Origin of the sequence: Salinarimonas sp., from assembly GCF_046292825.1 — a bacterium.
Lineage (GTDB): Bacteria > Pseudomonadota > Alphaproteobacteria > Rhizobiales > Beijerinckiaceae > Salinarimonas.
The window spans coordinates 52,743-76,306 of record NZ_JBKBQG010000011.1 but is presented as its reverse complement, the minus strand read 5'-3'; the positions used below and the strand labels follow the sequence as shown (position 1 = coordinate 76,306).

General features: G+C 70.3%; 17 protein-coding genes, 1 tRNA gene and 1 other RNA gene. 12 read left to right on the top strand and 7 right to left on the bottom strand.

Features of this window, described 5'->3' with window-relative positions:
* Window positions 1-28: 28 nt before the first annotated feature.
* Window positions 29-1,657 carry a CTP synthase gene (locus tag ACK4UM_RS08005; protein ID WP_409797580.1) on the top strand — a complete coding sequence of 543 codons (1,629 nt, stop codon included), beginning with the start codon at window positions 29-31 and terminating at the stop codon, window positions 1,655-1,657.
* A 581-nt stretch (window positions 1,658-2,238) separates the two neighbouring features.
* Window positions 2,239-2,646: a hypothetical protein gene (locus ACK4UM_RS08000; RefSeq protein ID WP_409797578.1), complete on the top strand. Its 408-nt coding sequence runs from the start codon at window positions 2,239-2,241 to the stop codon at window positions 2,644-2,646.
* Here the strand turns inward: ACK4UM_RS08000 and ACK4UM_RS07995 are convergent.
* The gene (locus ACK4UM_RS07995) at window positions 2,633-3,094 is read right to left on the bottom strand and encodes a hypothetical protein (protein WP_409797576.1); all 462 of its coding nucleotides are present in this window, start codon (window positions 3,092-3,094) and stop codon (window positions 2,633-2,635) included. The genes ACK4UM_RS08000 and ACK4UM_RS07995 overlap by 14 nt on opposite strands.
* A 158-nt stretch (window positions 3,095-3,252) precedes the next feature.
* Entirely contained in the window at window positions 3,253-4,572 is a 1,320-nt protein-coding gene (locus tag ACK4UM_RS07990) for a mechanosensitive ion channel family protein (protein WP_409797574.1), read from the bottom strand.
* A gap of 269 nt (window positions 4,573-4,841) precedes the next feature.
* Between ACK4UM_RS07990 and ACK4UM_RS07985 the strand changes: the two genes are divergently transcribed.
* Window positions 4,842-5,564 carry a hypothetical protein gene (locus ACK4UM_RS07985; RefSeq protein ID WP_409797572.1) on the top strand — a complete coding sequence of 241 codons (723 nt, stop codon included), beginning with the start codon at window positions 4,842-4,844 and terminating at the stop codon, window positions 5,562-5,564.
* 55 nt (window positions 5,565-5,619) lie between these two features.
* Here the strand turns inward: ACK4UM_RS07985 and ssrA are convergent.
* The 4 genes from ssrA to ACK4UM_RS07965 form a co-directional block, all read right to left on the bottom strand.
* Window positions 5,620-5,959: a transfer-messenger RNA gene (gene ssrA / locus ACK4UM_RS07980) on the bottom strand.
* Window positions 5,960-6,360: 401 nt separating this feature from the next.
* Complete coding sequence (locus ACK4UM_RS07975) at window positions 6,361-6,675, bottom strand: hypothetical protein (protein WP_409797570.1); 315 nt, start codon at window positions 6,673-6,675, stop codon at window positions 6,361-6,363.
* Window positions 6,676-6,821: 146 nt separating this feature from the next.
* Window positions 6,822-8,618, bottom strand: coding sequence for a thiamine pyrophosphate-requiring protein (locus ACK4UM_RS07970; RefSeq protein ID WP_409797568.1), 1,797 nt, complete (start codon window positions 8,616-8,618; stop codon window positions 6,822-6,824).
* Between the two features lie 182 nt (window positions 8,619-8,800).
* A tRNA-Phe gene (locus tag ACK4UM_RS07965) sits at window positions 8,801-8,876 on the bottom strand.
* Window positions 8,877-9,031: 155 nt separating this feature from the next.
* Here ACK4UM_RS07965 and ACK4UM_RS07960 point away from each other — a divergent pair.
* Window positions 9,032-9,430 (top strand): response regulator, encoded by a 399-nt coding sequence (locus tag ACK4UM_RS07960; RefSeq protein WP_409797566.1) that lies wholly within the window; start codon window positions 9,032-9,034, stop codon window positions 9,428-9,430.
* A 353-nt stretch (window positions 9,431-9,783) separates the two neighbouring features.
* Here the strand turns inward: ACK4UM_RS07960 and ACK4UM_RS07955 are convergent, their stop codons facing one another.
* Window positions 9,784-10,569 (bottom strand): SDR family oxidoreductase, encoded by a 786-nt coding sequence (locus ACK4UM_RS07955; RefSeq protein WP_409797564.1) that lies wholly within the window; start codon window positions 10,567-10,569, stop codon window positions 9,784-9,786.
* A gap of 176 nt (window positions 10,570-10,745) precedes the next feature.
* On the opposite strand from ACK4UM_RS07955, the gene ACK4UM_RS07950 reads away from it, so the two are divergent.
* From ACK4UM_RS07950 to ACK4UM_RS07915, 8 genes are all read left to right on the top strand, one after another.
* A complete protein-coding gene (locus tag ACK4UM_RS07950) occupies window positions 10,746-12,446 on the top strand; it encodes a hypothetical protein (RefSeq protein ID WP_409797562.1) in 1,701 nt (566 codons plus the stop codon).
* A 43-nt stretch (window positions 12,447-12,489) separates the two neighbouring features.
* Window positions 12,490-12,978, top strand: coding sequence for a pantetheine-phosphate adenylyltransferase (gene coaD, locus ACK4UM_RS07945; protein WP_409797560.1), 489 nt, complete (start codon window positions 12,490-12,492; stop codon window positions 12,976-12,978).
* Window positions 12,979-13,010: 32 nt separating this feature from the next.
* Window positions 13,011-13,541: a peptidylprolyl isomerase gene (locus ACK4UM_RS07940; protein ID WP_409797558.1), complete on the top strand. Its 531-nt coding sequence runs from the start codon at window positions 13,011-13,013 to the stop codon at window positions 13,539-13,541.
* A 29-nt stretch (window positions 13,542-13,570) separates the two neighbouring features.
* On the top strand, window positions 13,571-14,038 hold the full coding sequence (locus ACK4UM_RS07935) for a peptidylprolyl isomerase (protein ID WP_409797556.1): 468 nt from the start codon (window positions 13,571-13,573) through the stop codon (window positions 14,036-14,038).
* 450 nt (window positions 14,039-14,488) lie between these two features.
* Complete coding sequence (locus tag ACK4UM_RS07930; protein WP_409797555.1) at window positions 14,489-15,619, top strand: efflux RND transporter periplasmic adaptor subunit; 1,131 nt, start codon at window positions 14,489-14,491, stop codon at window positions 15,617-15,619.
* On the top strand, window positions 15,616-18,777 hold the full coding sequence (locus ACK4UM_RS07925) for an efflux RND transporter permease subunit (protein WP_409797553.1): 3,162 nt from the start codon (window positions 15,616-15,618) through the stop codon (window positions 18,775-18,777). The genes ACK4UM_RS07930 and ACK4UM_RS07925 overlap by 4 nt, the downstream gene beginning before the upstream one ends.
* A 523-nt stretch (window positions 18,778-19,300) precedes the next feature.
* Window positions 19,301-19,570 carry a hypothetical protein gene (locus ACK4UM_RS07920; RefSeq protein WP_409797551.1) on the top strand — a complete coding sequence of 90 codons (270 nt, stop codon included), beginning with the start codon at window positions 19,301-19,303 and terminating at the stop codon, window positions 19,568-19,570.
* A gap of 92 nt (window positions 19,571-19,662) precedes the next feature.
* On the top strand, window positions 19,663-23,223 hold the full coding sequence (locus tag ACK4UM_RS07915; protein ID WP_409797549.1) for a NahK/ErcS family hybrid sensor histidine kinase/response regulator: 3,561 nt from the start codon (window positions 19,663-19,665) through the stop codon (window positions 23,221-23,223).
* The last annotated feature ends 341 nt before the right edge of the window (window positions 23,224-23,564 follow it).

The window sequence follows — 23,564 nt, the reverse complement described above, 5'->3', positions numbered from 1 at the left end:
GCGCGGCGCGCATTAGGGATCAAGGTCCATGACGCGGTACGTTTTCATCACCGGCGGCGTGGTGTCGTCTCTCGGCAAGGGCCTCGCTTCGGCGGCGCTCGCGGCCGTCCTGCAGGCGCGCGGCTACAAGGTCCGCCTGCGCAAGCTCGATCCCTATCTCAACGTCGATCCGGGCACGATGAGCCCGTATCAGCACGGCGAGGTCTTCGTCACGGACGACGGCGCGGAGACCGACCTCGATCTCGGCCATTACGAGCGCTTCACCGGCGTGCCGGCGACCCGTCAGGACAACATCACCACGGGCCGCATCTATCTCGACATCATCACCAAGGAGCGCCGCGGCGATTATCTCGGCGCGACGATCCAGGTGATCCCGCACGTCACGAACGCGATCAAGGATTTCGTCGTCTCCGGCAATGAGGGCTACGATTTCGTGCTCGTCGAGATCGGCGGCACGGTGGGCGACATCGAGGGCCTGCCCTTCTTCGAGGCGATCCGCCAGCTCGGCAACGATCTGCCGCGCGGCCAGGCGATCTACATCCACCTGACGCTGCTGCCCTACATCCCCTCCGCCGGCGAGCTGAAGACGAAGCCCACTCAGCACTCGGTCGCCGAGCTGCGCTCGATCGGCATCCAGCCCGACATCCTCCTGTGCCGCTGCGACCGCCCGATCCCCGCCGACGAGCGCCGCAAGCTCGCGCTCTTCTGCAACGTGCGCGAGACCGCCGTGATCGAGGCGCGCGACGTCGACACGATCTACGAGGTGCCGCTCTCCTACCACGCGGAGGGCCTCGACCGCGAAGTGCTCGCGGCCTTCGGCCTCGACGAGGGCGGGGAGCCCGATCTCTCGCGCTGGACGGACATCGTCGAGCGCGTGAAGAACCCCGAGGGCGAGGTCACGATCGCGATCGTCGGCAAGTACACGGGCCTCAAGGACGCCTACAAGTCGCTCATCGAGGCGCTGACCCACGGTGGCATCGCCAACCGTGTGAAGGTCAATCTCGACTGGATCGAGAGCGAGATCTTCGAGCGCTCCGACCCCGCGCCCTATCTCGAGGGCGTCAACGGCATCCTCGTGCCGGGCGGCTTCGGCCAGCGCGGCGCCGAGGGCAAGATCGCCGCGGTGCGCTTCGCGCGCGAGCGCAACATCCCCTATTTCGGCATCTGCTTCGGCATGCAGATGGCGGTGATCGAGAGCGCGCGCTCGCTCGCTGGCATCGAGAAGGCGGGCTCGACCGAGTTCGGCCCGACGCCCGAGCCGATCGTCGGCCTCATGACCGAATGGATGCGCGGCAACGAGCTCGAGCGGCGCGCGGCCGCGGGCGATCTCGGCGGGACGATGCGGCTCGGCGCCTATCCGGCGATGCTGGTCGAGGGCTGCCGCGTCGCGGAGATCTACGGCGCCCGCGAGATCGAGGAGCGCCACCGCCACCGCTACGAGGTCAATATGGGCTATCGCGAGCGGCTGGAGGAGGCGGGCCTGCGCTTCTGCGGCCTCTCCCCGGACGGCCTCCTGCCCGAGATCGTCGAGCGCACGGACCATCCCTGGTTCGTCGGCGTGCAGTTCCACCCGGAACTGAAATCGCGCCCCTTCGAGCCCCACCCGCTCTTCCAGAGCTTCGTGCGCGCCGCGCTCGAACAATCGCGGCTCGTCTGAGGGGCCGATACTTCTCCCTTTTCCGAGACGCCGGCGGTCCGGGCCCCGGAAAGACGGGCCGCTCGGCTCCTCCGGCCTGTCCATTAACCTTGACGGAAGCGAGCACGAAAAGAGAACTTTTGTTCCGAACGAATATGGAACAAACTAGAACGGTCTCGACGAGGGCTCATCGCCGCTGAGTCGGGATCGTCCCGATCGGGGCGTCGTCGAAGCCGTTCCGGGAGTTCTCCGCCATGCTTGCAACCCTCCTGCGCCCGCTCCTCGAAGCCGCCGCCGAGATCGCCTCGCTCGGCGTGTTCGTCACGATGATCGGCATGCTCGCGCTGATCGCGACGGGGAGCTGATCGCTCTGCTGATCGCGGGCGCGCGGCGCCCGCAGCCGCCTTACTTTCGCGACCCGCGCCCTCGCGCACCGTCCCGCGCGCCGCGCCATGATCTGCGTCAACGCAGGCGACGCCGTCCACGGGCACCGTCCCCGGGACGATCCGAATGCCGAGCGGATCGGCGAGACACAACGACAACGAGATCGGAGGCGCGTCCCATGGCGGGGCGACGACCTTCGCCGATCAGGGAGACGGGCCTTGAGACATCGCTTACCGGCGCGCACGAGCGCGCAGGCGAGACGCCCTTGCGGCGTCGTCTACAACCTGTTCTCGCGCGAGGACATGCCGGATCTCGTCTGCGCGGTCCCCGAGGATCGCGCGGTGCCGGCTTTCCTCGGCGATGCGTGGCTCTATCGCGGGCGCATCGCGGAACCGAGCCGGGCGCTGCCGGGGTTCGACATGCGGGCGGCCGCCGCGGGCGTGCGCCTCGTCGGCTATTACCTTCTCCACAATCTCGCCGTGCGGCGGGTGCGCACGGGCGAGCCGCGCATCGGCCGCCGCTCCGATTGCGGGACCCGCGCGCTGCCCGAGCGCCCGCGCGCGATCGGCGCCGCGCGCCCGCAAACGAGCGGGCGCAACGGCACCGGCGGGGTCAATACTCGGTGACGATCAGCTGCGCGGGCCGCCCGCTGCCGCCGTCGAAATGGCCGATCCAGACGTCGTACTGACCCGAGAGCGGCTTCTCGAAGCGCAGCATCGGGTCGAGATCGCCCGCGCTGTCGTCGTCGCAATACCAGCGCCCGTTCGGATCGTTCACGACGAGCGTCGTGTCGACCCGCGAGCGGACGGTGAAGCTGAGCGGGAAATCGCCCGCGCGGTAATTGATGCGCACGTCCGGCGCATCCGCGATCGATCCGCTGCAGGCAGACCCGAGGGTCGACGCGTCGCGGCTGCCGCCGGCGCGGACGTCGATGCGGTAGGGATCCGGCTCGAAGCCGGCTGCGAGATCGTGCGTCCCGAAAGCGGGATTGCGGTTGAAGTTCTGCGCGCTTCCCGGCAACGCGACGAGGCACGTCACGCCGAGGATGGCCGCGAGGATACCGACGCGGTTCATGTCTGCCCCCGAAGAAAGCGGCCCGGACATCCGGTCCGGGCACGCGACCACGGTCACGCCCGCGCCGATCGTCGTTCCGAGACGCGGACGTTCCGTACGGGCACGATACAGCGGGGCGCGACCGTCTGCCACAGGGGAAAATGCGCATCGCGCGCCGGTCAGAGGCGCGGCCTCCCCTCGCCCTCGCTCGCGCGCAGGATGACCTCGCGATGCGGGTAGGGGATCTTGATTCCCGCCTCCTTGAACGCGTCCCACAGCCCGATCAGCACCGCCCCGCGCACATTGGCGAGGCCCTCGTGCGGATCGTGGATCCAGAAGCGCAGGAGGAAATCGAGCGAGGACGAGCCGAAGGCCTCGATGTGGCAGACGGGCGCCGGGCTCGCCTCGACCCGCGGCGTCGCCCGCGCGATCTCGACGGCGATGCGCCGCACGAGATGCGGATCGCTGTCGTAGGAGACGCCGAAGGTCACGTCGATGCGCACGAGGTTGTCGGTGAAGGACCAGTTCACGACCCGGTTCGTGACGAAGTCCTCGTTGGGGATCAGATATTCGACGCCGTCTCGCGTCACGATCGAGACGAAGCGCGCCCGGATCGAGCGCACGAGACCGATCTTCTCGCCGAGCGAGACGATGTCGCCGGGTTTGATCGACCGGTCGGCGAGGATGATGATGCCGCTGAGATAGTTCGAGACGACCTTCTGCAGGCCGAAGCCGAGGCCCACCCCGAGCGCGCCGGTGAACACGGTCAGCGCGGTGACGTCGATGCCCATCGCGGTGAGCGCGACGAGGCCGGCGATCGCGACGAGGACGATGCGCGCGACCTTGCCGAGGAGCACCCGCAGGCCCGGCGTCACGTCGCGATTGCGCGCGAGCCAGGCCTCGAGCACCCGCCCCGCCATCAAGGCGAGCCAGATCGCGATCGCCGCGACGAGGAGGCCCTCCAGGATGAACAGGGCGGAGACCCGCGTCTCGCCGACATCGATCGCCGCGCGCGCAAGCCCCGCCCGCACGCCGCCCCAGAGCCCGGTGATCTGCAGCGCGATCAGCGTCCAGGCGGCATAGGCGAGGAGACGCCCCAGCGTGCGGTTGCGCACGAGCCGCGCGAGGACGGAGATCGCGACCCAGGCGGTCGTCAGCCAGGCGGCCACGAGGAGGAGGTCTCCGGTCGGCGGCGGGACGAGGAGGCGCGCTGCGATCGATCCCGCCCAGAGGCAGGCCGCGGCGATCATCGCCGGCGTGCGCCGCAGGAGGATCGCGGCGATGCGGATGAGCCGCGGATCGCCGCGGATCTCCCGCACCCGCGGCTCGAGCCGCGCCTCCGCGCGCCGCCCGAGGGCGAGCCCGGCGAGCGCGAGGGCTGCGAGCGCGACGAGTTCGGCGAGCACCGTCGGCTCGCCGAGATAGGCGAGTGCCGCCCGCGCGAGCGCGGCGAGCGCCGCTCCGATCCATTCGAGAAGGTTCGCGAGAGCCGTGTCCATCGCGGGGGAGAACGGCGAAGCCGCGCCGAGGGGTCCAGCCGAGGGGTCCACGAGCGAGCCCGGAACGCCCGCGCTCCTGCCGCGTTAGGATTCGCGCGAAAGCTCAGGACAGGACTCCTGAGATCGGCGAAAGTGAGCCGCACGCGCCCGAAAAATCGGAACCCCTCCCCGTGGGAAGACTTTTGCGGTCGCCGTGTCCGAAGCGAGGACACGGCCGCGCGGCGTCCGTCGCGTGGCCTTTTCGAACCGCAAACCCGGGAGGGAGAAACATGCTCAAGCGCACCACGGTTGCCGCGATGACCGCCGCCTTGATGCTCGCCGGCGGCTCCGCCGCGGCTCAGCAATGGGGCCAGCAGGACCAGGATCAGCAGCGTTGGGGCCAGACCGGCCAGCAGCAGACGGGCCAGTTCGGCCAGCAGGACCAGCAGCGCTGGGGTCAGACCGGCCAGACGGGCCAGACGGGCCAGACGGGTCAGCAGTTCGGCCAGACCGGCCAGACGGGTCAGTGGGGTCAGACGGGCCAGACCGGCCAGACCGGCCAGCAGCAGTGGGGTCAGACGGGCCAGACGGGTCAGTTCGGCCAGGGCCAGCAGGGTCAGCAGTTCGGCCAGACCGGCCAGACGGGTCAATTCGGCCAGGGCCAGCAGGGCCAGCAGTTCGGTCAGGCGGGCCAGATGGGTCAGCAGGGCCAGCAGGGCATCCAGCAGGTCGAGCAGCAGCTTCGCCAGGCCGGCTTCCAGAGCGTGCAGCGCATGGACCAGAACCTGCTCCAGGCCCGCACGCAGGACGGCCAGATGATCTACATCCACGTGCACGACCAGATGGCGACCGGCGCGCTCGGCGGCGGCCAGGGCGGTCAGTTCGGCCAGCAGGGTCAGCAGGGCTTCGGCCAGACCGGCCAGTTCGGGCAGGATCAGGACCAGCAGCGCTGGGGTCAGACGGGTCAGACCGGCCAGACCGGCCAGACCGGCGGCCAGTGGGGCCAGAACTGAGCGGGCACGTCCGCGTGACCGCCTCCGCATGAAGCGGAAATGGGAACGGCGCCGTAAGGCGCCGTTTCTGTTGCTAGGCTTTCCCGAGCCCCCGGTGACTCACGCAGCGATGCGGAGCTCCGAAGTGGCAACGTTGTCGTTGGCACTTGTGATTTGCACTGTCAGGGCCGTAGCTCAGCCCGATCGCAGCCTGACCTTTACCACGCCCAGTCGAACCCATGTCGCCCCCATCAGGAGCGCAGCCCGCGCGGAGAACGCCGCCGATCTGCGCTCCTGGTGGAGGCGGCGGGAATTGAACCCGCGTCCTGAACGTCTATTCCGTCCTGCCTCTACGATCATAGTCGGGTTTCCCCGACAGATCCGATGTAGCGATCGCCCGGGGGGATGACAAGGGGTGTCCGGGGCGGGCGACCATGCGGGGCAACCCGCGTGCGACTGTAACGTCGCCCCCTCTCCTTCGACCGAGTTTTGAGAATCCGTCTGCCAGAACCTCAACGTCGTCATTCCGGGGCGCGAAGCGAGCCCGGAACCCAGAACCCCGACGCAAGTCCGAGCGCGCATGCGCGCTCGTTCCACAACCAAAATACCGAGAATAGGTCGAGCGACGCAGCCTATAGGCTGCTCGTCCATCGTCGGGAGTCTAGGTTCCGGGCTCGCTTCGCGCCCCGGAATGACGGCGACGAGGGTACCAGGCGACAGATTTCCAGCTCTCGGGGGGAGGAGGAGGAAGCCTCTCGAGGCAGGTCGCGATTCTCGGATCTCGTCGCACTTGGCCCTTCACTTGGCCCTTCATCGCTCACGGCACCGCCAGCGCGGCGCAGGGCACCCACCATTGCATCGACACGGCCGCCTCGGTGAGGCGGTCGAGGATGCCGGGGTCGGTCTGCGGGCTCAGGTCGATGACGCAGACGGGCTCGGCGCCGTCGATTTCGATGCGGGTGACGGCGATCTCGCGGCAGCCGTCGGGGGTGAAGGCGCCGTCGCTGCCGAGGAGCTGCTCGAGCTCGGCCTGCGTCTCGCAGGCGGGAACCGTCGCGCTCGGCTGCGCGGCGGCGGGGGCGGCGAGAAGGAGGCCTGCGGCGAGGGCGAAGGGAAGGGCCGTGGCGTTCATGGGGTACTCCGAACCGTGTCCGTGCATCGTGCTCGGCAGTTCGAACGCGCGAGCGCCCGGCTTCGATCCGCGACCGCCCGCACGAAAACGGGGCGGATCGCGGTCCGCCCCGTTCGTCTGCGTGTCCGGCCCCGCGGCGCGGCGCGTCAGCGCGACTTGCCGCCCGGCAGGTAGTCGTTGACCATCTCCTTGACCGTCTGCGTGACGATCTTCACCTCGTCCGGGTCGCCGGTGAGCAGGGTCGAGGTGAGCGCTTTGGCGTTCTCGAAGGTGATGTGCGGCGGCAGCGGGGGGACGTTCGGATCGGTGACGACCTCGAGCACCACCGGCACCTTCGCCGCGAAAGCCTCGTCCCAAGCGGGCCCGATCGATTCGGGATCGTCGACATAGATGCCCTTGAAGCCGAGGAGCTCGGCATAGCGGGCGAAGGGGAAGCGGGGCACCTCCTGGGAGGCCTCGAATTTCGGATCGCCGGCTTGAGCGCGCATCTCCCAGGTGACCTGGTTGAGATCCCCGTTGGCGAGCACGAGGAAGATCATCTGCGGGTTCGCCCATTTCTTCCAGTACTTGCCCACCGTGATCAGCTCGGCGAGGCCGTTCATCTGCATCGCCCCGTCGCCCACCATCGCGACCACGGGGCGATCCGGGTAGGCGAACTTCGCCGCGATCGCGTAGGGCACCGCCGGCCCCATCGTCGCGAGCGTGCCGGAGAGCGAGGACATCATGCCCTTGCGCATCTTCACGTCGCGCGCGAACCAGTTCGTGCCCGAGCCCGAATCGGCGGTGATGATGCAGCGGTCCGGCAGGCGCGGCGACAATTCCCAGAACACGCGCTGCGGGTTGATCGGGTCGGCGCTCGTCATGGCGCGGCCCTCGAGCACGCTCCACCAATCCTCGATCCCCTTCTCGATGCCCTCGCGCCAGGAGCGATCCGTCTTGGCGTCGAGCAGCGGGAGGAGCTTGCGGATGGTCCCGGCGCTGTCGCCGATGAGGTTCACCTCCATCGGGTAGCGGATCGAGACCATCTTCGGATCGAGGTCGATCTGGACGCCGCGCGCCTGGCCGACGGGGGGCAGGAACTCCGAATAGGGGAAGCGCGAGCCGATCATGAGGAGCGTGTCGCAGCCCATCATCATGTCGTAGCTCGGCCGTGTGCCGAGAAGACCGATCGAGCCCGTCACGAAGGGCAGATCGTCGGGGAGCGCCGCCTTGCCCAAGAGCGCCTTGGCGACGCCCGCGCCGAGCTTCTCGGCGAGCTCCGTCACCTCGTCGCCGGCATGCAGCGCGCCCGCGCCGATCAGGATCGCGACCTTCTTCCCCGCATTGATCACGTCGGCCGCGCGCTTCAGATCCTCGTCGGCCGGGAGCACGACCGGCGGCGAATAGCCGACGCCCGAATGGATCGTGCCGTGCTTCTGCGGCGGCTCCTCGACGGCGTTCATCTCCTGGATGTCGTTGGGGATGATGATGCACGTCACGGCCCGCTCGGCCTTGGCGATGCGCATCGCGCGGTCGACGAGGTGGCGGATCTGGACGGGGGAGGACGCCATGTGCACGTACTCGCCGGCGACGTCCTTGAACAGGGTGAGGAGATCGACCTCCTGCTGATAGTTGCCGCCGAGCGCCGCGCGCGATTGCTGGCCGACGATCGCGACGACGGGCTGATGGTCGAGCTGCGCATCGTAGAGACCGTTGAGGAGATGGATCGCGCCCGGCCCCGAGGTCGCGAGGCAGACGCCGACCTCTCCGGTGAATTTCGCGTGCGCGCAGGCCATGAAGGCCGACATCTCCTCGTGGCGCGACTGCACGAATTCCAGCCGATCCTGCGCGCGGTCGAGCGCGCCGATGAGCCCGTTGATCCCATCGCCCGGATAGCCGAAGATTCGCTTCACCCCCCAGGCCGAGATGCGTTCCCAGAAGAAGTCGCCGACGGTCTTTGCCATTCCTGATCACCTCGCGGTTCGCCGCCCACGAGCCGGGCCGGCGCGTCGGCGGACTGATGGGGCAGGGCTTCGAGGGGCAAAGAGGAAAGCGGCAGGAAGTTCCGTGCGGAGGACGCGCGAGGGGGCGCGGCGGGCGCGGATGCGCGCCGATCGAAGTGGCCCGGACGGAAGAACGAGGAAGATGGTGCCCAGGGGCGGAATCGAACCACCGACACTGCGATTTTCAGTCGCATGCTCTACCAACTGAGCTACCTGGGCGGAGCACCGGAGGCGCGGGAAGGCGCGTCTCGGCGTTGGTGGGGTGCTTTTAGCCGGGGCCGCGGACGCTGGCAACCGGTTTTTTTCGGCGCGCCCTCCCCCTAGCGAACGCGTCCGCGCGCAGGAGCGTTGTCTCGCTCAGGGAGGTGGCGGCCATGGAGACGATGCGCGGCGAGCACACGGATCGCAAGGTAACCGTCCTCGTGCTCGAGGAGGAGAAGCACGAGCGCGACTATATCGGCGCGCTCCTGCGCCATCACGGTTTTCGGGTGTTGCGCGTGGAGGATTCGGACGCGGCGCTGCGCCTCCTCGAGGGCGAGGAGCCGATCGACGCCCTCGTCGCGGACGCGCACGTGCCGGGCTCCATCGACGGGAACGCCGTCGTCGCGACGACCCGGGCGCGCTGGCCGCGAATCGCCGCCGTGATGATCTCCGGTCATTCGGACGAGACGAGCGGCGCGCTGCCGGACGGCGCCCATTTCGTCGCCAAGCCCTACCTGCCGGACCGGCTCGTTCCCCTCTTGGAACGGCTTCTTTCGCGCGAGACGCGCTGAGCGCCCGGCTGCGCTTGCACTCTCAATCGTTTTGTTTTTTACCTCTCGTTAACCAATCCGGGGCGAGGCTCCGGGGGTCGCGCTCTTCCGAACGGCTTCGCGCAAGCCTGCCGGTGCGGAATGAAGCTTACCTTTGGTTAGTCGGCCCGCGCTCAGGCGGGGGTCGGCTTCGCTGGATCGAGATGGGAGGTCCCATGCAGATCGTCGTCCGCGCCGTGCTCGCCGGCAGCGCCCTCGCCGCCCTCGCCGGTTTCGTCGGAACCGCCGCGCTCATCGCCTCGATCGCGATCGTGGCGCTCTGAGCCGGGTCACACGAGGCGGGATCAAACGAGGCGGGATCAAACGAGGCGGGATCAAACGAGGATCGACTCCCCGGCGTCGATCCACACCGGCGAGCCGGTGATGTGGCGGGCGCGCTCGCTCGCCAAGAAGGCGACGAGCTCGGCGACGTCGAAGCTCGAGCCGGGCCGGCCGCCGGTGAGCGGGATCTCGCCCTTGGGGAACTCGACCGGGTATTCCGCCCGTTCCAGGTTGCGCGGCCGCGTGTTGTCGTCGATCTGCGTGTCGATCCAGCCCGGGCACACCGCGTTCACGCGGATGGCGTGCGGCGCGAGTTCGAGGGCGAGCACCCGCATCATCGCGACCTGCGCGGCCTTGGTGGCGCTGTAGGCCGTCGTGCCCGCATTGGAGAAGCTGCGGGTCCCGTTGATCGACGAGCACACGACGATCGCGCCCCCGCCCGCCGCCTTCAGATGCGGCACGGCATAGCGGATCGTCAGGAAGGTCCCGCGCTGGTTCACCGCGATCGTCCGGTCCCAATCCTCGGGCTCGAGCTCGTCGATCGGCGCCCAGACGCCGTTGATGCCGGCATTGGCGAACACGACGTCGAGCCGGCCGTATTCCGACGCAAGCCGATCGATCGCCGCGCGCATCGCGGCGGCGTCCGAGACGTCGGCGCAGAGCGGCAGCGCCCGCCCGCCGGCCTCCGCGATCTCGCGGGCGGTCTCTTCGATCTCGCTTTGCGTGTCCGAGAGGACCCCGACGGCGGCGCCTTCGCGGGCGAGCAGGACGGCCGAGGCCTTGCCGATTCCCGACCCTGCGCCCGTCACCAGCGCGACCTTGCCGCCGAATTCCGCCATGGCTGCCTCCTTGGCCCGTAGGGTCGGAGCCAATGCCCGCCGACGCGCCCCGGTTCCGTACCGTCAGACACATAGTTTATGTATAGTTAAATTACTTTCAATTATCTAATATAGATTGATATTATGCCGCTTGGCGCGTAACCTTCGCCGGTCAATTCGGACGCGAGGTGCGCGCCATGAAGATCGAGGATGCCGGCACCGCCGGTTCGGCCGCAAGCGGGCGCCGCGAGGCGCGCGACGGCAAGGATTTCTCCCGAGCGATCCAAGGGGCCGGCAGCCGGCCGCGTCCGCAGGACGGCGAGCCGGTCGAGCGGCCGGGGCGGCCGACGCCGCGCCCGACCGGCCCTGCTCGGGAGGCGCCGGAGGATCTCGGCCCCGCGCAGCGCCCGTCGAACGGGTCGGCAGCCGGCCGACCGCCCGCCGCGAGCAGCGCCCCACCCTTGTCCGCCGCGCCGGCTCCGACGGTCCCGACGCCCTCGACGGCCACTCCCACCCCGACGGCGACCGCACCCGTGCCTGCACAGACGGGAGCGACGCCGGCGATCCCCGATCCGAGGCCGACCCCGACGCCCCCCGCCCGGAGCGAGAGCGCCCCGACGCCCGCGCCGAACGCGGCCGCGCCGGGTCCCGGTCCCCTCGACCGCGCGCTCGAGACTCTCGCCTTCCTCGCGCCGGACGCCCTCACCTACGGAATCGATCTGCCGCGGCGCGCACCGATCAACGGCTCGATCGGCGTCTCGATGCCGGTCGGCGCGCACGGCGTGAACGGTCCCTTCGACTTCACGACGAGGGACGGCACGCCCGCCAATTCCGTCACCGCCGTGCTCCGCCAGGGGCCGACCGATTGGACCAGCACCGTCCCCGTCGATCGGCGCAGCGTCGTCACCACGATGACGGTCGACCGCGGCGCGATCGCCGACGTCCTCGCGGGCGAGGCGCCGCTCGTTGGGGAAGGCGGCCTGTTCCAGAAGACGGAGAGCGGTTTCAGCAACGCGATGGCGTTCTCGACCCCCACCGCGTTCCGGGGGCGCCTGCCGTCCGCGACGCTGACGGCGATGCTGCGCCGTGGCGTCGATTTCGAGACGCAGACGAGCCACCAGAGCGTCACGATCGCCGGTTCCGTCGGCGTTCTCTCCGCCGCCTCGGCGCTCGGGCAGGCCGTGTCCGTCCCGATGATGCGCGCCCCCCTCCCGCAAGTCGCGATCGCCGGAGCGGTCCTGGCGGGCGCCTCGCGCGCGCTCGGCCATTTCGACGATACCGTGCTGCGCGAGCACGTCGGCACGCCGACGGTCGGTGCGGCCTACACGCTCTCGGTCCGCCACCGCCTGCCCGAGCACCCGGAGGGTCCCGGCTTCGACGGCGTCTACAAGGGCGAGCGGCGGATCGGTTTCGCGAGCGACATCGTCGCCGCGGAAGACGCGAGCCCGCTTCTGCGCAATTCCGATCCGCGCGCGAGCCTCGCCGCACGCACCGCCCTCCACTTCGCCGACGGCGCGATGGCGCAGCGCGGGTTGCCGACCTTCACCCAGATGGGCGGCGCCGTGCCCGCCCCGATCCGCGCCGAGCTGCGCGACTTCGACCGGGATCTCGGCGACGCCTGGCGCGTCGGGACGCTCGCGGGTCGTGCGGCCGCGGAGAGCGGCATCGGCAACCCGCTCGCGATCGGTGCGGCCGCCGGCCTCGCCCATGCCGCGGGTGCCGGGTTGGCGGCGATCGATCGCGGCCTCGAGACGATGCGCGCGGAGGCCGAGCGCGCCCGCGCCCCGGCGCCCTTCGTCCCGCCGCTCGTGCCGGGCCTCGGACCGGCCCCCTCGCCGACCGCCCTTCCGCTCCTGCCGACCCCGACGGGAACGCCGACGCCGGTCCCCGCTCCCTGAGCGCTTGCGGAGGCGCGCGCGAGCGGCTAACCAAGCTCTCGTGATGCGCCGCACCGCCCTCTATACAGGCTCCTTCGACCCCGTGACGAACGGGCATGTCGACGTGCTCGTCCAGGGCGCGCGCCTCGTCGACCGCATCGTGGTCGGCATCGGCGTGCATCCCGGCAAGGCGCCTCTGTTCTCGCCGGACGAGAAGGCGGACATGATCCGCGCGGTCGCGGCCGATCTCGCGCTGCCCGTCGTCATCGACGTCGCGACCTTCGACGGGCTCGCGGTCGAGGCCGCGCGGCGGGAGGGGGCGAGCGTGATCCTGCGCGGCCTGCGCGACGGCACCGATCTCGATTACGAGATGCAGATGGCGGGCATGAACGCGGCGATGGCCCCCGACGTGCAGACCGTCTTCCTCCCCGCCTCGCCGGGCGTGCGCCACATTACCGGCACGCTCGTGCGCCAGATCGCCAAGATGGGCGGCGACGTCGCCCCCTTCGTGCCGCCCTCCGTCGTCGCGGCGCTGAAGGCCAAGCTTTCGTGACGCCGCCGCGCGCGGCCCCCGAGGAGATCGCAATGAAGAAAACGCTCGCCGCACTCGCCTTCGCCGCCGCTCTCGCCGTGCCCGCGCTCGGCGCGTCCGCCGACGAGAACCGAATCGTGATGACGACGACGAAGGGCGAGGTGGTGCTCGAGCTGCGCCCCGATCTCGCGCCCGCCCATGCGGAGCGCCTGCGCACGCTCACCCGCGAGGGCTTCTACGACGGCGTGCCCTTCCACCGCGTCATCGACGGCTTCATGGCCCAGACCGGCGATCCGACGGGCACCGGCACGGGCGGCTCGCAGCTGCCGAACCTGCAGGCCGAGTTCACGGACACGCCCTTCGTGCGCGGCTCGATCGGCATGGCGCGCGCGCAGAGCCCGAATTCGGCCAACAGCCAGTTCTTCATCATGTTCGACCGCGGCCCCTGGCTCGACGGGCAATACACCTATGTCGGCGACGTCGTCTCCGGCATGGAGGTGGTGGACGCGCTCGAGCGCGGCTCGGGCCAGAGCGGCATGGTGCGCAATCCCGATCGCGTCCTCGAGATGCGCATCGCCGACTAATCGCCAGAGAGAGAAAAGGAGGCCGCGCCATGGCCGATCCCGAGAACACCCTCGTCATGGAGACCACCAAGGGCAAGGTCGTCATCGAGCTGCGGCCCGATCTCGCGCCGGGCCATGTCGAGCGCATCAAGAAGCTCGCCCGCGAAGGCTTCTACGACGGCATCGCCTTCCACCGCGTCATCGAGGGCTTCATGGCCCAGACCGGCTGCCCGAACGGCACCGGCACCGGCGGCTCGTCCTATCCGGACCTGAAGGCCGAGTTCAACGCGGAGCCGCATGTACGCGGCACCTGCTCGATGGCGCGCACCTCCGCCCCGCATTCGGCCAACAGCCAGTTCTTCATCTGCTTCACCGACGCCCGCTTCCTCGACCGCCAATACACGGTCTGGGGCAAGGTGACCGAGGGCATGGAGAACGTCGACCAGATCAAGCGCGGCGAGCCCGTCCGCGACCCGGACCGCATCGTCTCCATGAAGGTCGCCGCCGACGCGGCGTGAAACACGCCGTCGCGAGAGCGACGGGAAGCGTGATCGGCCCGGGACGCGTGGAGAGCGCGTCCCGGGTTTTTTCATGGGACTCTCGCTCAGTGGTGTCATCCCGGACGCCGAACGCGATCCGGGACCCATAACCACCACGTCTCGGTCGCAGCCTGTAGGCTGCGTATCTCCGACGATCGATGCTGCCGCACGGTCGTGCACCGAGCGCGGCATGCGCGCTCGGACGGTCCTCGGAGGATATGGGTCCCGGGTCCGCTTCGCGGCCCGGGATGACAGCCGCTTGAAACGCCCGCGACGACGCGCTCTCGAACGGCTACCGGATCTGACCCGCCGGCCGTACCGTCCCGTACGAGCCCCGACGGAACCACCCTCCCCTACCCCGCATTGGCCCAGTCGGCGCCGGGTGCCCCCGACTTGCGCACCCGCGCCCTGTCGTCAGCGTGGGATTCCATGGATCGCTCCTATCTCATCGCCGGCCTGATCGCGGCCGGGCTCGTCGCCTGGATCGCGAGCGGCTATCTCTTCGCCGAGCCCGAGCCGCAAGCGGCGCCGCGCGCGGCCGAGGGGCGCGCGCCCTTCGCGGTCGAGGCGCGGCGCCTCGTGGCCGAGCCGGTGACCCGTCACATCGTCAGCCAGGGCGAGGCGCATCCGAGCCGCGAGGCGAGCCTCGTCGCCGAACTCGCGGGGCCGCTCGAGGAGATCGTCGCGCCCCAGGGCAGCCGCGTCGCGCAGGGCGACGTCGTCGCGCGGATCGGCCTCGGCGATCTGCCCTCGCGGCTCGAGGAGGCGCAGGCGCTCGTCGAGGAGCGCGAAGCCGCCTACGAGGCCGCCGTCCAGCTCGGCGAGCGCGGTTTCGCCGCCGAGCAGACGCTGCGCGAGCGGCGCACCGCGCTCAGCTCGGCGGTCGCGACCCGCACGCGCATCGAGCGCGAGATCGAGAACGCGACGATCCTCGCGCCGTTCGTCGGCATCGTGGACGAATTCGCCTTCGACGAGGGGGCCTTCGTCACCATGAATTCCGAGGTGGCCCGCCTCATCGACATCGACCCGCTCGTCGTGCGGATCGCCGTGCCGCAGCAGAGCATCGGCGAGGTCGCGATCGGGCTGCCGGCGCAGGTCACCTTCGTCGACGGGCGGCAGGCGGAGGGCGAGGTCGCCTTCGTCTCCGCCCGCGCCGACCCGCAGACGCGCACGTTCCGCGTCGAGATCCGCGTGCCCAATCCCCACGGCGCGATCCCCGCCGGCATCAGCGCCGAGACGCGGATCCCCGTCGAGACCGTGCCCGCCCATTTCATCTCCCCTGCCCTCCTTTCGCTCTCGACCGAGGGGCTCCTGGGCGTCAAGACCGTCGAGCCCGACGGCACGGTCGCCTTCCACGAGGTCGAGATCGTCCAGGCGCAGGCGATGGGGCTGTGGGTCGCGAACGTGCCCGAGGAGATCCTGCTGATCACCGTCGGCCAGGGCTTCGTCCAGGAGGGCGAGGTCGTGCGCGTCGTCGAGGGCGCACCGGGGACGCCGACCGAGGCCGACGGCGCGCCGGGCGACGCGGTCCCGACGGGCGCGCTCGGGGCGACGCGATGAGGGCGCTCGTCGACGCGGCCTTCTCGCGCACGCGCAGCGTGGTGCTCCTGTTCGTCTTCATCCTGGCGCTCGGCATCGTCGGCTATCGCGCGGTCCCGAAGGAATCGGCGCCGGACGTCGCGATCCCGATCGTCTTCGTCTCGGTCGCCTACGAGGGCATCGCGCCCGAGGATGCCGAGCGGCTCCTGATCCGCCCGCTCGAGGGCGAGCTGCAGGCGCTCGAGGGTCTGCGCGAGATGCGCGCGACGGCGGCGGAAGGCTTCGCCTCGCTGACGCTCGAATTCGAGGCGGGTTTCTCGCCCGAGCTCGCGCGCCAGAACACCCGCGAGGCGGTCGACCGCGCGCAGCCCGATCTGCCCGCCGGCGCCGAGGAGCCGGTGGTGCAGGAGCTCAACATCGCGCTCTTCCCCGTGCTCACGATCGTGCTGTCGGGCTCGCTCCCCGAGCGCGCCCTCGTCAACACCGCGCGCGACCTCTCCGACCGGATCGAGGCGCTCGCGGGCGTGCTCGAGGTCGAGATCGGGGGCGACCGCGAGGAGGTGCTCGAAGTCCTCATCGACCCCGTCGCCTTCGAGACCTACGGCATCTCCTTCGAGGAGCTCGTCCAGCAGATCCAGCGCAACAACCGGCTGATCGCCGCGGGCGCGCTCGAGACCGGCGCGGGGCGGCTCGTCCTCAAGGTGCCGGGCGTCATCGAATCCGTGGAGGACGTGCTCTCGATGCCGGTGCGCGTCGTCGGCGACACGGTCGTGACCTTCGCCGACGTCGCGGTGCCGCGGCGCACCTTCCGCGATCCGGACGGCTTCGCGCGCATCGACGGCGAGCCGGCGGTCGCGCTCGAAGTGCGCAAGCGCATCGGCGCCAACATCATCGAGACGGTGGCGGGGGTGCGTGCCCTCGTCGAGGAGGCCTCCGTCGACTGGCCGGATTCGCTCACGGTCTCCTACCTCCAGGACGAATCCGAGCAGGTCGAGACCATGCTCGGCGATCTCGAGAACAACGTGCTCGCGGCGATCGCGATCGTCATGATCGTCATCGTCGCGACGCTGGGCATCCGCACGGGGCTCCTCGTCGGCCTCGCGATCCCCGGCGCGTTCCTGGCGGGCATCCTCGGCATCTGGGGGCTCGGCTTCACGCTCAACATCGTCGTGCTGTTCTCGCTCATCCTCGTCGTCGGCATGCTCGTCGACGGGGCGATCGTGACGACGGAGCTCGCCGACCGGCGCATGAGCGAGGGCGTGCGTCCGCACGAGGCCTATGCCTACGCGGCCAAGCGCATGGCCTGGCCGATCGTGGCGGCGACCGCGACGACGCTCGCGGTGTTCCTGCCCCTGCTGTTCTGGGGCGGGGTGGTCGGCGAGTTCATGAAGTTCCTGCCGATCACCGTGATGCTGACCCTCGGCGCCTCGCTCCTGATGGCGCTCGTCTTCATCCCCGTCCTCGGCGGCCTGTTCGGACGCCCGAGCGCCCGCTCGCGCGCGCAGGCGGAGACGATCCGCGCCGCCGAGACCGGCGATCTCGACGCGATCCCCGGCGCCACGGGCGCCTATCTGCGCCTCTTGCGCAAAGCGGTCGCCTGGCCCGGCACGACGCTCGCGATCGCGGTCGCGGTGCTGATCGGGGCGGGCTTCGCCTATGCCCAGTTCGGCCGCGGCGTGACCTTCTTCCCGACGATCGAGCCGGAATTCGCGCAGGTCCAGGTCCAGGCGCGCGGCAATCTGTCGATCTGGGAGCGCGACGCGCTCGTGCGCCGCGTCGAGGCGCGGCTCCTCGACGATCCGAACGTCGCCCACGTCTATGCCCGCACGGTCGGCGTCGGCGGCTCGCGCACGCTCGCGGAGGACGTCGTCGGCATCATCCAGCTCGATCTCGTCGATTGGCGCCGCCGCCCGCCTGCGCGCGAGATCCTCGACGAGGTGCGCGCCCGCACGGCCGACATTCCCGGGATCCAGCTCGAGATCCGCGAGCAGGAGCAGGGGCCGGGCACCGGCAAGCCGGTCGAGGTGCGGCTCGTCGCCCAGCGCCAAGGCGCGCCGCTCGGCCCCGCGGTCGAGGAGGTGCGCCGGGTGATGGACCGGCTCGGCGGCTTCGTCGACGTCACCGACGACCGCCCGCTCCCCGGCGTCGAGTGGGAGCTCGCCGTCGACCGCACCGAAGCGGCTCGGTTCGGCGCCGACGTGACGCTGCTCGGCCAGGCGGTGCAGCTCTTCACGGCGGGCCTCGAAGTCGCGACCTACCGCCCCGAGGACGCCGCCGACGAGGTCGAGATCCGCGTCCGTTTCCCCGCGACCGACCGGAGCCTCGCGAGGCTCGAGCAATTGCGCGTGCCGACCGCCCAGGGCCTCGTGCCGATCCGCAATTTCGTGACCTTCCGCCCCGCCCCGCGCACCGGCACGATCGAGCGGATCGACGGGCGGCGCGTGATGAACGTCTCCGCGGACGTGGAAACGGGATTGCTGGCGAGCGAGCGGATCGACGCCTTGCGCGCCGCGCTCGCGCAGGCCGAGCTGCCGCCCTTCGTGGAGGTGGTCTTCGCCGGCCAGGACGAGGACCAGCGCGAGGCCGCGCAATTCCTCACCACCGCCTTCGCGGCGGCGATCCTCTTGATGCTGATCATCCTCGTCACGCAGTTCAACTCGATCTACCAGGCGCTCCTCGTGATGAGCGCGATCGTGTTCTCGACCGCGGGCGTGCTGATCGGGCTCCTGGTGACGGGGCGGCCCTTCGGGGTCGTGATGGGCGGGCTCGGCGTGATCGCGCTCGCCGGCATCGTCGTGAACAACAACATCGTCCTCATCGACACCTATAACCAGCTGCGCACGCGCGGGCTCGATCCGGTGGAGGCCGTCCTGCGCACGGGGGCGCAGCGCCTGCGGCCGGTCGTGCTCACCTCCGCGACGACGGTGCTCGGCCTGATGCCCATGGTGATCGGCGTCAACATCGACATCGTCGGGCGCGAGCTCCTCTTCGGCGCCCCCTCGACGCAATGGTGGACGGAGCTCGCGAGCGCGATCGCGGGCGGGCTGTTCTTCGCGACCGTGCTGACCCTCGTCCTCACCCCAGCGATGCTCGTCCTCGGCGCCCGGGCGTCGGAGCGGGTCGCGCGGCTGCGCGAGCGCATGCGGGGGAGACGGGTCGCGGAGGATCCGGCTCCGTAGGGCTAAGGGATTCGAGCGTCGGGAGCAGCGCTCGAGGTCGAGACCCGAGGGCCGCGCGTCGCTCCTTCTCCTGAAAGCCTGTGATTCTTTCGGAGGTTGTCATCCCGGGCCGCGAAGCGGACCCGGGACCCATAACCTCGACGACCATTCGAGCGCGCATGCCGCGCTCGTTCCGCGACCTTTGCGGAGCTTTCGTTTGAGAAACGCAGCCTACAGGCTGCGACTGAAACGTTGTGGATATGGGTCCCGGATCGCCTTCGGCGTCCGGGATGACACCGCAACGAGCCACCCTTCCGTTGGCAACGATCCGCCTCGCACATCTCCGAGCCACCACCTTCCGCAAGGGGAACGGAGAGCGCCGGCGCCCCCCGGACGCGCGAAATGCCGCGGATCCCGGCAAGCTTTCGTTAACCGACTTCTGGCTTCCTCGAACGGCAAGAGGCCGGTAACCTTTCGTTCGGCCGCCATTCAGGTTCGAGCCGTCAAGCTCGGGTCGGTGATCCTTCGGGGAGGGTTCTCGCCCATGTCCGCGTACGAGACGTCCACGCCGATCCGGCCGGCCCGCCATGCCGCGCTGCCCGCCATGCCTCTGTCCGCCGAGCGCCGCGACGACGCCGAGCGCGGCAATGGCGGACTGATGCGCGGGCTCGGGCTCGCGGTCGCGCCGATGCTGCTCTTCGCCTCGATCCCGGTCGGGCTCGTCGGCGCATTCCCCATCGCGGGGCTGTTCATCGCGCTGAGCCTCATCCTGCTCGGCCTCGACGCCGTCCTGTTCGGCCGCGAGCGGCGCTGATCGGGCCCGTGTCCGCGGCGGGCGAGGGAATTCCTTTCCTCCGTCGCGCGAACATGCTCTAGAATGGCGCACGAGCTTATGGAACGTGCGTCATGGTGCCGGGCTGGGCTGTCGTCGTCACGGCCCTCTTCTACCTCTCGCTGTTGTTCGCGGTCGCGCATTGGGGCGACCGCTCCGGCGGCGCGCTCGTGCGGGGGCCGGCGCGGCCGTGGATCTATGCGCTCGCGCTCGCGGTCTATTGCACCTCCTGGACGTTCTACGGCTCGGTCGGGCTCGCCACCAATACGGGGCTCGACTTCCTCGCGATCTATGTCGGGCCGATCCTGGTCTTCGCGCTCGGCTATCGCATGCTCGCGCGCATCGTCGCCATCGCCAAGGACCAGAACATCACCTCGGTGGCGGATTTCGTCGCCGCGCGCTACGGCAAGTCGGAGCGCGTCGCGGCGCTCGTCTGCGTCATCGCGGTCGTCGGCTCGATCCCCTACATCGCGCTCCAGCTGAAAGCCGTCTCCTCCTCGCTCGACGTGTTCCTGGCCAACGACGAGAACATGGCCTATGCGCGCGACGCCTTCCCGATCTTCGGCGATCTCGCCTTCGTCGTCTCGGTGGTGCTCGCCTTCTTCGCGGTCGGCTTCGGCACGCGCCACGCCGACGCGACCGAGCACCAGAACGGGCTCGTGCTCGCCATCTCGCTCGAGAGCGTGGTCAAGCTCGTCGCCTTCCTCATGGTCGGCTTCTTCGTCGTCGCGGTCTATCTCGGCGGGCTGCCCGGCCTCGTCGAACGTCTGACGCGACCCGCCGAGGGCCTCGAGACCCTCGGCGCGCTCGTCGGGGAGACGTCCGGGCTCGGCTACGTCGCGACGCTCACCCTCCTCTCCGCCTTCGCCATCGTGATGCTGCCGCGGCAATTTCACATGGCCGTCGTCGAGAACCGCGCGCCCGAGGACCTGCGCCGCGCGGCCTGGCTGTTTCCGCTCTATCTCGTCCTCATCAACATCTTCGTCATCCCCCTCGCGCTCGTCGGCGGCGACGTGCTCGCGCCCGGCGCGGTCGAGCCGGACATGTACGTGCTCGCGCTCCCCCTTGCGCAGGGCGCGAGCGCGATGGCGCTCGTCGCCTTCATCGGCGGCCTCTCGGCGGCCACCGCGATGGTGATCGTCGAATCGGTCGCGCTCGCGATCATGATCTCGAACCACCTCGTGATGCCGCTCGTCCTGCGCCGGCGCTCGAACGAGCCCGACGAGGCGAAGCCGGGGAAGGGCCGCGCGGCCGACGATCTCGGCGGCTTCGTGCTCAACGTGCGCCGAGTGGCGATCGTGAGCGTGATCATGCTCGGCTACCTCTATTACCGGGTGGGCGGGGACGCGGCGCTGGCGGCGATCGGGCTCCTCGCCTTCGCGGCCCTCGCCCAGATCGCGCCCGCCTTCATCGGGGCCCTCGTCTGGCGGCGGGGCACGTCGACGGGGGCGGCGGCCGGGCTCGCGGTCGGCTTCGCGGTGTGGGGCTACACGCTCCTCCTGCCCTCGATCTCCTGGGGCTCGGGCGGGGTCGACGGCATCCTCGCGATAGGCCCCTTCGGCATCGAAGCCCTGCGCCCCACCGCGCTCTTCGGGCTCGACCTGCCCGAGCTCACCCACGGCGTGATCTGGTCGCTCGGCCTCAACATCCTCGCTTACGTCGGCGTCTCGTACATGCGCCCGCTCACCGCCCTCGAGCGCGTCCAGGCGGCCGCCTACATCCCGAGCACCGACCTTCCGACGACGCCCTCCTTCCGCTTCTTCCGCGCGACCGTGACGGTCGAGGAGCTGCGCGCGAGCGTCGCCCGCTATCTCGGCGAGGAGCGCGCGCACCGCTCCTTCGAGGGCTTCGCGCGCGCGCGGGGCGGGGGGCTCGACCAGAAGGCGCAGGCCGACATCCACCTCCTGCGCTACGCGGAGCATCTCCTCGCCTCCGCCATCGGCACGGCCTCGGCCCGCCTCGCGCTCTCGCTCGTCCTGAAGCGGCGCAACGTCTCGACGCGCGACGCGCTGCAGCTCCTCGACGACGCCTCCGCCGCGATCCAGCAGAACCGCGATCTCCTCCAGCACGCGCTGGACCATGCCGAGCAGGGCATCACCGTGCTCGATGCGGGGCTGCACATCCTGTGCTGGAACCGCGCCTTCGTCGCGCTCTACGAGCTGCCGCCCGATTTCGTGCGGGTGGGCATCAGCCTCGACGAGATCGTGCGCTTCAACGCCCAGCGCGGCTCCTACGGGCCGGGCGTGATGGAGGAGCAGATCGCCGCGCGCATCAACAGCTTCATGCACGAGCGGGAGCCGGTGCGGCTGCGGCTCTACCCGCGCGAGCGCGTCATCGAGATCCGCACCAACCCGCTGCCCGGCGGCGGTTTCGTCACCACCTACACGGACGTCACCGACACGGTGGCGGCGGAGGAGGCGCGCGCGCGCGTCGCCGAGGAGCTCGAGCGGCGCGTCGCCGAGCGCACGGAGGAGCTCACGCGCCTCAACGAGGCCCTGATCCGCGCGAAGGCGGAGGCGGAGGAGGCGAACGTCTCGAAGACGCGCTTCCTCGCGGCTGCGAGCCACGACATCCTCCAGCCGCTCAACGCCGCACGCCTCTACGCGACCTCCCTCGTCGAGCGAGACCGCGTCGGCGGCGATGCGACGCTCGCGGAGAACGTCGATGCCTCGCTCGACGCGGTGGAGGAGATCCTCACGGCGCTCCTCGACATCTCCCGCCTCGACACGGGGGCGATGAAGCCGCAATGGTCGAGCTTCCGGCTCGACGAGATGATGAAGCAGCTCGCCCGCGAGTTCGAGCCGGTGGCGGCGGAGAAGGGTCTCGACCTGCGCTTCGTACCCTCCTCGCTGACGATCCGCTCCGATCGGCGGCTCCTGCGCCGCCTCCTGCAGAACCTCGTCTCGAACGCGGTCAAGTACACGCCGTCGGGCACGGTGCTCGTGGGCGCGCGGCGGCGGCCGGGGCGGCTGCGCATCGACGTCATCGACACCGGCCTCGGCATCCCCGCCTCCAAGCAGCGGATCGTCTTCCGCGAATTCCAGCGGCTCGACCAGGGCGCGAAGGTCGCGCGCGGGCTCGGGCTCGGCCTGTCGATCGTCGAGCGGATCGCGCGCGTCCTCGACCACAAGCTCGACCTGCGCTCCGAATCCGGCCGCGGCTCGCGCTTCAGCGTCCTCGTCCCCGTCGTGGCGCCGCTGCCGGCGATGGCGCAACCGGCGGAGAGCCCCAACCTGCCCATGACCCCGCTCGCGGGCCTGCGCGTGCTCGCGATCGACAACGAGCCCGCGATCCTCGAGGGCATGCGCACGCTGCTCGGCGGCTGGGGCTGTCAGGTCGCGACCGCCGCCTCGCTCAAGGAGGCGCAGGAGCGGATCAAGACGATGGGCGCCCCGGTCGAGGTGATCATCGCCGATTATCACCTCGACGAGGGCACCGGCATCGAGGCGATCGCGGCCCTGCGCTGGAAGCTCTCGCGCGACCTCCCCGCCGTCCTCCTCACCGCCGACCGCACCCTGCCCGTGCGCGACGAGGCGACGGCGAAGAACATCCACGTCCTCAACAAGCCCCTCAAACCCGCCGCCCTGCGCGCGCTCCTCGCCCAATGGCGCGCGCAGAGACAAGCGGCGGAGTGAGGCGGGCGCCCATCCCTCCCCGGAGGGGAGGGTGGACTTGCGAGGCGAAGCCGAGAAACGCCGGGTGGGGCCCGGGTGGAGATTGTTCTTCGAGCGAAGGGCCCCACCCGACCCCTGTCGCTGCGCTCCAGGGGCCACCCTCCCCTACGGGGAGGGAAGTCGGGCGCCCATCCCTCCCCGGAGGGGAGGGTGGACTTGCGAGGCGAAGCCGAGAAAGGCCGGGTGGGGCCCGGGTGGAGATTCTTCTTCGAGCGAAGGGCCCCACCCGACCCCTTCGCTTCGCTCAGGGGCCACCCTCCCCTACGGGGAGGGACGGGCGCCGCACGCGTCGCGGCGCCCTC